This window comes from Gordonia sp. NPDC057258 (assembly GCF_042668985.1).
Classification (GTDB): Bacteria; Actinomycetota; Actinomycetes; order Mycobacteriales; family Mycobacteriaceae; genus Gordonia; species Gordonia hongkongensis.
Map to the genome: position 1 here is coordinate 1 of NZ_JBHUXZ010000064.1, position 9,763 is coordinate 9,763.

The window sequence follows — 9,763 nt, forward strand, 5'->3', positions numbered from 1 at the left end:
GCTGAGTACGTCGAATGGTTCAACCACCGCCGCCTGCACGGCGAGATCGGACACGTCCCACCCGTCGAGTACGAGAGCGCCTACTGGTCGACCCAAACCGTCACCAGCTACCGTGAGAACCCGGTCCCCGCAAACGCTGGAACCAACTAACCGAGCCTCCAGCAAACCCGGGGCGATTCACACCGTCTCCCGAATCACGGATCGGGTCATCGAAGAGATGGTGTCGTGGTGGGCACGCCCGCTGGAGAAAGTGTACGCGGCGGTGTTCATCGACGCGATCATGGTCAAGATCCGGGATGGGCAGGTGCGTAACCGGCCCATCTACGCCGCGATCGGGGTGGATCTCGACGGGCACAAAGACATCCTCGGCATGTGGGCCGGCGACGGCGACGGCGAGTCGGCCAGGTTCTGGCTGGCGGTGCTCACCGACCTCAAGAACAGGGGTGTCCGCGACATCTTCTTCGTTGTGTGTGACGGATTGAAAGGGTTGCCCGACAGTGTATCTGCCGCGTTCCCGTTGGCCACGGTACAGACGTGCATCATCCATCTGATCCGCAACACCTTCAAGTACGCCTCCCGCAAGTATTGGGACACGATCAGCGCCGATCTCAAACCGATCTACACCGCGCCGACCGCCGCTGACGCCCGGGCGCGGTGGGAGGAATTCGCCGAGAAATGGGGCACGCCGTACCCGGCGATCGTGACCCTGTGGGAGAGCGCGTGGGAGGAGTTCATCCCGTTCCTTGACTACGACGTCGAGATACGGCGAGTGTTGTGCTCCACCAACGCGATCGAAAGTCTCAACGCCCGCTACCGGCGTGCGGTGCGCGCTCGAGGACACTTCCCGAACGAGCAGTCCGCACTCAAAACGCTCTACCTGGTCACCCGGTCGCTGGACCCGAAGGGTACCGGTCAGACGAAGTGGGCCGTACGCTGGAAGCCAGCGCTCAACGCCCCGGCCATCACGTTCGCCGATCGTATGCCCGCAGCCGAAGAACGCTGACCCGCCGAGCAATCGGAAAACCGCCGCTTACACCGAATATCGGACAGACCCGTCGGGGCCCGATTCCCGCCGAGCTCGTGGTGAGCGTGCGTGAGACGCTGGGTGGGGGTCGTCCAGAACGGGGGGTGTCCCTATGGGTTTGTCAAGCAGCTGAAGCGATTGGGGTTCGGTAGGGCTCGCTGTGCTTGAGCATCGCGTAGAGGACGTCGCATCGTCGGCGTGCCAGGCAGATGAGGGCGGCGTTGTGTTTCTTTCCTTCGGCGCGTTTGCGGTCGTAGTAGGCGCGGCTGGTGGGGTCGTGCAGTGCGGCGAACGCGGAGAGGAAGAAGGCTCGTTTGAGTTTGCGGTTTCCGAATCGGGCGGGGTGCTCGCCACGGATGGAGGTGCCGGATCGGTGGGTGACTGGTGCGATGCCGGCGTAGGCGGCCAGGTGGCCTGCGGTGGCGAATGCTGAACCGTCGCCGACTTCGAGGAGGATGCGGGCTGCTGTGTAGGGGTCGTAGCGGATCTGGTTTCGCACCGCGGCAAAGTGGCTCCGCGCCATGTCTCGATCGTTGTCCGCGTCGCCGGTAGCATCACGGGTGGACGCCTGCACGGTGGCGTGGTCGAAGGCCAGGATACGTGACGCTGCGAGAAGAACTGCAGGCTTCCCGGTTGCCTCCTGTCGATGTCACAGGACCCGGGTCAGCGGGAACCGGCGTCCTGCTGATGGTAATGCTCCTGCGTGCGTTTGTGTGAACGCGGCGGCCCTGCTTAGCGTCCTCCTCGCGGACTTGCCGCGACAGGCCGGTTAGCCTGACAAGGATGCTGCGGCCTTTCGTAGTGACGCCTCCAGGGTCGTTTCCGCCTCGGGTAGAGCCGCCGCGAGGGTTGTGACGGATCGGAGCCGCTCGGATGAGGCGTGATCCTTCTGTACTGCTGCGCGTGCGACTGCAGTCCAGGATGTCGCCGCATGGTGGGCGTTGGCTGCAAGGATGGCGGTGGCGTGATCGCCGGTGAGGCGCGCGATTTCGTCGCAGCCCTGTGCCAGCAGTCGGCGGAACAGGCCGCCGCCGGTCCCCGCTTTCTCGATGAAGGCGCCGAGGCTGAATAAATGCATCTCGAGGTCGTCGGTCGACAGGGCTCCCCAGCTGCAGACGTCGGATGCGAGCGCGCTGGCAGCGTCGAGGCCGTGTGACCCGTGTTCTGCGGGCCCGGCGATCGTCGATGCGCCTGGGGTGCTCAGGCTCGCTGCGGATTGTGCGAATGCCTGTGCGGCCACCTCGAGAATCGAAGGTGGCGTCTGTGGCCAATTGATACGAAACAGCGTGTGTCGGGTTGGCTCCGGGAAGGAGGTCGAGCGGCGCGCGCGTGCGAGTGCGTCCAGTGGGACGCGTTGAAGGTCTTCGCGATCGTTGTCGGCGATGTACGCGACGCCTTGCGTCTCGTCGTAGCCGACTACAACGATGTCGTGGCGGCTCATGCGCAACTGGACCCGCAGGTAGGGGAGTTCTGCGATCTCCGCCCAGACCAGTGCAGGGCGTCCCTGATCGATCTCGCCACGAAGGTTCTCCCAACCCTCGGCCGGGTCGTCTGTGGCAAGCACCTCGACGGTGCCGCCCAGACGGCGGGGGAGGTCGATCTCAAAATCAGGTCCTCGTCCGACTAAGTACACGGGTGGCATCAGCGCTTTTGATCGAATGTAGGTGAGGGAGAGGGCTCCGCCGAGGGCAAAGACGAGGCCCTCGTCGGGTGGGCCGTCGTAACCGAGCCCGGTCCACTCCATGAGGTCTCGCATCGCACCGGACCCACAGTGGCCACCCATTCGGTGCGGGTAGGGGTCGATCATCGAGGGGCCGGACACTGACACGATCCTCCTGTGTTGAGGCGGTACGAAAATTGTCGATTGCCGGGCCGACGACTGAGGCAGACCGGGTTAGGCGTGGAATGCATCTAGTGACGTCGCACGCTGCGTGAGTATAAGAGGGCCATAGGCCTCTTTGAGAGCCACCAGGATGTTGTCGAGAGGCAGGTCGTTGTACACACCTCTTTCGCGGACGTACTCCATGTGTGTTGAGCCGTCCGCGGAGTGAGCGTGGAGCAACGCGTCGCTGTCGCCGGTGAAGTCGATCGGGGCGACTCCGAACCGCGCGCACAGTTCCGAGTTGAACGCGGGTGTCGCCTTGAGCCACCGTCCGTCTATGTAGACGTGGCTGTACCCGTGATAGACGAAGACGTCGGTTCCCATCAGCTCACGTAGGGCGCCCGTTTGGAGGTGATTACGGACGTCGGCGAAGCCTAGCCGCGCTGGGATCCCGGCGGCGCGGAATGCGGCGGTAAGCACGACGGCCTTGGGGACGCAGTATCCACGCCCGGATTCGATTACATGGCTGGCCCGGTAGTGCTCTGGGTCGTTGGAGACGGTGTACGGGTCGTAGCGGATGGCGTCGCGCACCGCGGTGAACAGGCGGCCGGCTTTGTCTTTGTCGGTGGTCGCGTTGCCGACGGCTTCGCGTGTGAAGGTTGCGACGGTGGCGTGCTCGATGTCGAGGAAGCGTGAACCCGTCAGCGCCGCCGGGCTGACCGCATTTGTCGGTGATGTGGTCATGGGGCCGCTCCGATCAATTCGGACCTGACGATCGGCGCTCGTTGTGCAATGGCGCGCTTGGCGGTCACGAAGTCAGCGGGTCTGTTGACGCAGTCAGCTGCAATCAGTTCTCCGGCGGTTAAGTAGTAGCAGGTGAAGTCGCGGCCATGGGCGGGGTTGCCGCTGACCAGCACCTCGTCGTATCCGGTGTTGAGCCCGGCGATCTGGAGTTTGAGGTCGTATTGGTCGGACCAGAACCATGGCAGTGCGGCGCGACCGGTTGTGTTGTCGCAGATTGTGGCCGCCGCGATCTTGGCGTGCTCGGTTGTTGCGGACACGCACTCGAGACGAACACGTCGCCCGTACCGCTCGATTCGGTGGTTGGCGCAGTCGCCGGCTGCGACGATGTCAGGATCGCTGGTACGAGCGCGGTCGTCGACGAGGATGCCGTTTTCGACGTCGATGCCCGCAGCTGCTGCGAGCTCCGTGTTCGGAATGACGCCGACGCCGACGATGACCAGGTCAGCGGCCAGCGTCTCCCCCCCGGACAGGACAACGCCGTCGACTCGTTCGTCGCCGCGGAACCCTTCGACCATTGCGTCGGTCCGTACCTCGACACCCTTCTCGCGGTGAATTCGATCGAAGAATTCCGACACGACGGGCGCCGTGACACGTTCGAGTACGCGTCCTGCCGCCTCCAGGACGGTGACCTCGACACCCAGGGTTCGAAGCGAGGCCGCTGTCTCCAGGCCGATGTACCCGCCGCCGACAATGACGACCCGCGAACCCGGGACCGCGGCGGCGCGGATGGCCTCGACATCGGTGGCGGTGCGCAGATAGTGCACGCCCGGCAGGTCGGCGCCGGGGACCGGCAGTGCGCGAGCTCGAGCGCCGGTGCACAGGGCCAACTTCGAGTAGGACACCGCGTCGTTGTTGCCAAGAGTGACGGTTCGTTCGGCACGGTCGATCGAGGTCACGGTCCCGTCGACGAGCTCGATCCGTTGCTTGTCGTAGAACTGGCGGCTCCGAATCGCGACATCGTCGAGATGGCAATCGCCAGCCAGGTATGCCTTGGACAGCGGCGGCCGCTGATACGGCAGGCGGCCCTCGTCGCCGATCAGCAGGATGGCCCCAGCCCACTTCTCCTTGCGCAAATTGGCCGCCAGCTGTGCGCCCGCGTGGCTTGCGCCGACGATCACGACCCGATCAGTACTCACGTCTCCGGCTTGGGAGTCAGACGGACCATCATCTTGCTGATCCCACGAACGAAGTTGGACTGCACGTACTCCGGATCACCGACCACCTCGATGTCGTCGAAGCGCTCGAGAAGTTCTTCCCAGAGAATGCGCAACTGCAATTCGGCCAAACGGTTTCCCATGCAACGGTGCACACCGAAACCGAACGCGATGTGGTTGCGAGCGTTGGACCGATCGATGATGAGCTCGTCCGGGCGGTCGAACACTCGCTCGTCGCGGTTGCCGGAGGCATACCACATGACGACTTTGTCACCTGCGCGGATGAACTGACCGTTGAGCATCACGTCCTTCTTGGCGACCCGACGCATGTATGCCAGCGGGGTTTGCCACCGGATAATCTCCGACACCGCATTGGGAATCAGATCCGGATTGGCTTTGAGTTTCTCGAACTGCTCGGGAAACTCGTTGAGAGCCAGCACTCCGCCGCTCATCGAGTTGCGGGTGGTGTCGTTGCCGCCGACGATCAGCAGCACGAGGTTCCCGAGGAACTCCATCGGGCTATTGTCGAGAAGGTTCTTGGTGTCCTCGTTGCTCTGCAGCATGGTGATGAGGTCGAATCCGGTCTCCTCGCCTGCCGCGGTCCGCGCGGCCTTGTCTCGCCACAGCGCACTCAAGCCCTGTGCCATCGCGACCATCTCGCGGAAAACTTTGTCGTTGTCCGATGGTCCGCCGTTGGCCTGCTCCATCGACGTGGCCAAATCCGACCACTGGACGAGTTTGTGGCGCTGCTCGTAGGGGTAGTCGAGCAATGTCGCGAGCATCCGCGCGGTCAGTTCGACCGACACGGTCTGGACCCAGTCGAACGGTTCGTCGAGCGGTAGCTCCTCGACGACTTCCCGGACGCGAGACCGGATGAGGCCCTCCATCTCGCGCAGGTTCTTCGGTGCGACGACTCCCTGGACGGCGGCGCGCTGCTTGTCGTGCCGCGGCGGGTCCATGGCGATGAACATCGCGATATCCATGAAACGCGGGGGCCGACCGATGATGATGAACGGTTCGGCGGAGAACGCTTCATGGTTTTTGTCGACAGCGATGATGTCGGCATGTCGAGTGACCGACCAGAACGGCCCGAAGGGACTGCGGGGCTGGAAGTGAACGGGCGCCTCATTGCGCACACGCTCGAAGTAGGACCGCCACATGCCCTGTCGGTAGAGAAATGGGTTGCTCAGATCGATGTCAGTGAGTTCGACGTCCTCGACCGGCGGGATGGGGGTCTCGGTGAAGATTTTCTTGCCGTCGGTTCGGGTGACGATCCGGCGGGTCTTGTCATAGACGTGAGCGCCACGGATCTGCAGATCGATCGGGATCATGGACTGCGCCTTCTCGGCGATCGCGGTGGTAATGCTCATCTGAAAGTCGCTCTCATTCTCTCACTTCACAACTGGAACTCGGGGAGGTGAACGGTCAACCCGTCCCACTCTTCGCGCGCGGTCATCTGACACGACAGCCGCGAGTTGGCCTCACGCTCGGGGTGCATGCTCAACATGCCTTCTTCGACGTCTGTGCTGTGGCCGACGGTGTCGATCCACGCGCTGTCGACGACGACGTGGCAGGTTCCGCATGCCGCCTCACCGCCACAGTCGCCATCAATGCCCGGTATCGCCTGGTCGACCGCGGTCTGCATCAGTGACCTGCCGGGCATCACCGGCGCGGGGTAGTCCTCGCCGTCGTGGGTCACGTAGGTGATCGTGGCCATGGCCACCTCCTTGTTCCTGGGTCGTAGAGATGAGTGTGCGCGCGGCGAATGTGGTCGATCCAGGTTCGGACGTCGCGATGTCTTGTTAACTTGGCTCATATGAGCCTTGTCGAGTCGGGGATGCCGCCGCTGGCGTTCGCCCAGCTCCTCGACAGCGGCGCCTTGGGCGCGGCGGAGACCCGAGCGTTCGAACGCATCATGGCCCGCGAGGGCGTCGATCTCGCGGTCGTCATTGCGCGACAGGGCCAAGTGCCTGTCCGGTGGTTTCACGAGGTGTATCCGGCGATGGATTCCCAGCAGGGATTCCGGTTGGGCGTAGCGTTCGCCGAGCACGCTCAGCTCACCTCGTTCGGCCCCATCAGTTTGCCGCTGGTCAGTGCGGGTTCCGTCGTCGAAGTTGTTCAACTGCTTCAGTTCTTGCCCCTGATATCGACCGCGCTGAGCACCGAGTTCCAGCACGGAGATTCTGGACTGACGATCGCTCTGGCCGGGCGCACCGACAGCGCCGGCACCGATTGTTTCGCCGTCACCTACGGTGGTCTGGCTGTCCTGCGGTTGGTGGACATGCTCGCCGGTGCCGTCCCCTCCGTGGAGCTTCATCTGACATGCCAGGCGCCGGCAGACCTGATCGCCGTGGGTGAGATCGGCCATCGGATCGTTTTCAACGCGCCCGCGGCGTTCGTGCACATACCGGCTGCCGTGCTCTACGACGTGTGCCGTTTCTCCGACCCCGTGGCCTACCGGATCGGTATTGCCGAGCTTCGACGCGTCTACGAACAGCGTAGGCCCAGTTCCTACACGCAGCTGGTCCGCGCACAGTTCGATGCCGACCCTGCCCGCGCTGACGGTGCTCGTATCGCGGCGGAGCTGTCGATATCGGTGAGCACACTCAAGCGACGCCTGAACGCCGAGGGCACCACCCTGCGTCGCCTGCGGCAGCAGTTCGTCCAAGAACGGGCCACCGCGCGACTGCTGGATCCGGGCATCGGTGTCGGCGAGATAGCCGCAGAACTGGGGTACTCCGACGCCGCCAGCTTCTCTCATGCGTTCACACGGTGGGTCGGATGCTCCCCGACGCGGTTTCGCCGCGCACCGGCGAATCGGCAGGCAGCGCCGGGCATCTGAGCAGGTCAGTCCGCGCGAAGAAGATTGACGAAAAAGCTGTCTACCGTGGAGGTGTCGGCGTAGCGCGCGAAGTGCATGAGATCGACTTTCACGAACTCGCCGGTGGCGGAAAAGTAGGTCTCGCCGTCCACAGTCCCGCTCGCCCCGATGTGCAGGATGTGATCGGCGTCCTCGTCGATGCACGCCGTAAGACGTACTGGTACGTGGAGGGGTACCGGTCGGCGGTACTTGACGGTCAACGTGCGCGTGACGGCCGGGGTGCCGGCGATCCACAGCGTGAATCCCATGATGTCGTCGCACGCGGCCGAGATAGCGCCTCCGTGCGCCAAACCTGGTCCACCGGAATGCTTGGTGGTGAAAGAGTGATCGGCAAAAACGCGGTCGCCGTCGCGGTACACCTCGAGCTGCAGGCCGCTGGCATTCTCCGGCCCGCAGCCCTGCACGATGGGGAGTGTGCGGGCAGTTTGGTGGGTGCTGACATCACAGTCCTCGAATCGATGCTCGTGCCGGTAGCAGACCACTACCAACGGTATCGTTGGTAGAATGCCACATCCACGCTGGACCAACAGCGTGAGGAGACCTGGTGGCGGTGAGCATCAATGGCCTCGACGACGTCGATCCGCGGCGGGTTCGTTCCCGGAACCGTCTGCTCGACGCCACGGCGGTGTTGCTGCGCAGCGGGGGAGTGGAGGCTGTCACCGTCGAGGCGGTCACGAGCGTTCCCGCAGCTGGAGACAGTCGTGCGGCAGCAGTCGGTCGACCCGATCCCTGCGGGAGTGCCGTCGTTTCAGTCATTCGACCGGATGGGCACGGCGTTCGGGGAGAAAGGCGCCAAGACAACGGCGTTTATCGCCATGGAGAACCGTGGCGGCCTCACCCCGACGGTGCGTGCACGCTACGACGAGCTTGTCCAGGAACTTCGTGGCACCACCGCCGATGTCGCTTCCGCCCGCGACCTGGTGGGGGGATCGCCGATGTGTGTTGTCGAACTTGTCAGGATGTAAAGCCTGGGACGGGATCACGGTCGTTCTAGAAGTACTGGCCGACGTCGGCAATCTTGTAGGCCACCGGGTCATGCAGGCTGTGCGTCCGGATGTTGCGCCAGAACCGGTCCAGCCCCAAACGCGGGTGTGTCCCACGCGCCCCGATGACCTCGAAGATCCGGCTGCCTATAGACAGACCCGCCTCGGTGGCCAAGACCTTCACCCCCGACACCTGAACCATCAGCGAGGCCCGATCGGCGGGTGCCAAAGCATCACCCTTCTCCCAGATCCGCTGTACCGCGTGCGACGCATCGCGGGCCGCCGCGTCAGCGCCTTGTAGTTTAATCGCAAGCTCTCCAAAGGTCCGAACTACGTATGGATCCTGCGTGGCCTCAGAAACCCCCGCAGGGGTCCATGGCCGTGCGTGCTCCAGCGTGTATTCGCGAGCGGAGTCCAGCGCTTCGGCGGCAATTCCTATGTAGACGTGCGAGAAGATCAGTTGCACCAACGGGCCGAATAGGCTGGCGCGCCTATAGCCGAAAAAGTCGGTGATCACGCTGTTCGGAGCCCCCAACACCTCGTGCGGAAGCACTTGAACATCTTTGAAGTCCGTTGTACCGCTGTCGGTCCGCCGCATCCCCAGGGCTTTCCAGTCATTGTTGGGACGCACTCCCCCTCGGTCGGTGGGTATGACCGCTGTGATAATTCCCGACCGCTCGGGTGAGTCATCATCCTGCGCCACGCCAAACACCAGAAGCAGATCGGATCCGAGCGCCCCGCTACAGAAATGCTTGGTCCCGTTCAGCACGTAACCACCGTCGTCGCGTGGGGTTGCACGCACCTTCCAGTCGAGAATGTGACTGTTGTTCTCGCTCAACGCGTTCCCCGTCCAGGAACCCTGCGCCACGCGGCGGTAAGTGGCGTCGCGCTGCTCCGGCGAGCCGAGGAGTTCGATGAAGGCTGCACACACGAGGTGGTATCCGTAGAGGTGGCCAAGCGAGCCGTCGACCTTGGCAATCTCGCGGATTACTGCGAAGACTGAATCGCCCCGGGTTTGCTGGAGGCTCGGTTAGTTGGTTCCAGCGTTTGCGGGGACCGGGTTCTCACGGTAGCTGGTGACGGTGTGGGTCGACC

8 protein-coding genes and 5 pseudogenes are annotated in these 9,763 nt (G+C 63.7%); 5 read left to right on the forward strand and 8 right to left on the reverse strand.

Annotated features, from left to right (window positions below; all coding sequences use genetic code 11):
• Together ACFUEJ_RS23905 and ACFUEJ_RS23910 are read left to right on the forward strand one after the other, a co-directional pair.
• On the forward strand, nucleotides 1-150 hold a 150-nt coding region (locus ACFUEJ_RS23905; RefSeq protein ID WP_388032337.1), incomplete at its 5' end, for an IS3 family transposase.
• Between the two features lie 31 nt (nucleotides 151-181).
• Nucleotides 182-1,003 (forward strand): annotated as a pseudogene (locus ACFUEJ_RS23910) (IS256 family transposase); the annotation flags it as partial.
• Between the two features lie 142 nt (nucleotides 1,004-1,145).
• Here the strand turns inward: ACFUEJ_RS23910 and ACFUEJ_RS23915 are convergent.
• The 6 genes and pseudogenes from ACFUEJ_RS23915 to ACFUEJ_RS23940 all read right to left on the reverse strand — a co-directional run.
• A pseudogene (locus ACFUEJ_RS23915) lies at nucleotides 1,146-1,493 on the reverse strand (transposase); the annotation flags it as partial.
• A gap of 300 nt (nucleotides 1,494-1,793) precedes the next feature.
• Nucleotides 1,794-2,807, reverse strand: coding sequence for a BtrH N-terminal domain-containing protein (locus ACFUEJ_RS23920; protein WP_172622077.1), 1,014 nt, complete (start codon nucleotides 2,805-2,807; stop codon nucleotides 1,794-1,796).
• Between the two features lie 111 nt (nucleotides 2,808-2,918).
• The gene (locus tag ACFUEJ_RS23925; RefSeq protein WP_004020618.1) at nucleotides 2,919-3,590 is read right to left on the reverse strand and encodes a transglutaminase-like domain-containing protein; all 672 of its coding nucleotides are present in this window, start codon (nucleotides 3,588-3,590) and stop codon (nucleotides 2,919-2,921) included.
• Nucleotides 3,587-4,786 (reverse strand): NAD(P)/FAD-dependent oxidoreductase, encoded by a 1,200-nt coding sequence (locus tag ACFUEJ_RS23930; protein WP_014928948.1) that lies wholly within the window; start codon nucleotides 4,784-4,786, stop codon nucleotides 3,587-3,589. The genes ACFUEJ_RS23925 and ACFUEJ_RS23930 overlap by 4 nt, the downstream gene beginning before the upstream one ends.
• A complete protein-coding gene (locus ACFUEJ_RS23935; RefSeq protein ID WP_004020620.1) occupies nucleotides 4,783-6,174 on the reverse strand; it encodes a cytochrome P450 in 1,392 nt (463 codons plus the stop codon). Before ACFUEJ_RS23935 ends, ACFUEJ_RS23930 begins: the two co-directional genes overlap by 4 nt.
• 26 nt (nucleotides 6,175-6,200) lie before the next feature.
• Nucleotides 6,201-6,521 carry a 2Fe-2S iron-sulfur cluster-binding protein gene (locus tag ACFUEJ_RS23940; protein ID WP_004020621.1) on the reverse strand — a complete coding sequence of 107 codons (321 nt, stop codon included), beginning with the start codon at nucleotides 6,519-6,521 and terminating at the stop codon, nucleotides 6,201-6,203.
• A 99-nt stretch (nucleotides 6,522-6,620) separates the two neighbouring features.
• Between ACFUEJ_RS23940 and ACFUEJ_RS23945 the strand changes: the two genes are divergently transcribed.
• Nucleotides 6,621-7,646, forward strand: a complete 1,026-nt coding sequence (locus ACFUEJ_RS23945; RefSeq protein WP_004020622.1) for an AraC family transcriptional regulator — start codon at nucleotides 6,621-6,623, stop codon at nucleotides 7,644-7,646.
• Nucleotides 7,647-7,651: 5 nt separating this feature from the next.
• On the opposite strand, the pseudogene ACFUEJ_RS23950 reads toward ACFUEJ_RS23945, so the two are convergent.
• A pseudogene (locus tag ACFUEJ_RS23950) lies at nucleotides 7,652-8,127 on the reverse strand (PaaI family thioesterase).
• A 108-nt stretch (nucleotides 8,128-8,235) separates the two neighbouring features.
• Here ACFUEJ_RS23950 and ACFUEJ_RS23955 point away from each other — a divergent pair.
• A pseudogene (locus ACFUEJ_RS23955) lies at nucleotides 8,236-8,361 on the forward strand (TetR family transcriptional regulator); the annotation flags it as partial.
• Nucleotides 8,362-8,365: 4 nt separating this feature from the next.
• Nucleotides 8,366-8,608: pseudogene (locus tag ACFUEJ_RS23960) on the forward strand (MMPL family transporter); the annotation flags it as partial.
• Between the two features lie 67 nt (nucleotides 8,609-8,675).
• Here the strand turns inward: ACFUEJ_RS23960 and ACFUEJ_RS23965 are convergent.
• Nucleotides 8,676-9,599 (reverse strand): acyl-CoA dehydrogenase family protein, encoded by a 924-nt coding sequence (locus ACFUEJ_RS23965; protein WP_014928945.1) that lies wholly within the window; start codon nucleotides 9,597-9,599, stop codon nucleotides 8,676-8,678.
• Nucleotides 9,600-9,763 lie beyond the last annotated feature (164 nt).

What these genes read in the sequence shown, in the direction of transcription:
- ACFUEJ_RS23920 (WP_172622077.1), bottom strand. Translation starts at nt 2,807, where the DNA reads ATGGGTGGCCACTGTGGGTCCGGTGCGATGCGAGACCTCATGGAGTGG.
- ACFUEJ_RS23925 (WP_004020618.1), bottom strand. Translation starts at nt 3,590, where the DNA reads ATGACCACATCACCGACAAATGCGGTCAGCCCGGCGGCGCTGACGGGT.
- ACFUEJ_RS23935 (WP_004020620.1), bottom strand. Translation starts at nt 6,174, where the DNA reads ATGAGCATTACCACCGCGATCGCCGAGAAGGCGCAGTCCATGATCCCG.
- ACFUEJ_RS23940 (WP_004020621.1), bottom strand. Translation starts at nt 6,521, where the DNA reads ATGGCCACGATCACCTACGTGACCCACGACGGCGAGGACTACCCCGCG.
- ACFUEJ_RS23945 (WP_004020622.1), top strand. Translation starts at nt 6,621, where the DNA reads ATGAGCCTTGTCGAGTCGGGGATGCCGCCGCTGGCGTTCGCCCAGCTC.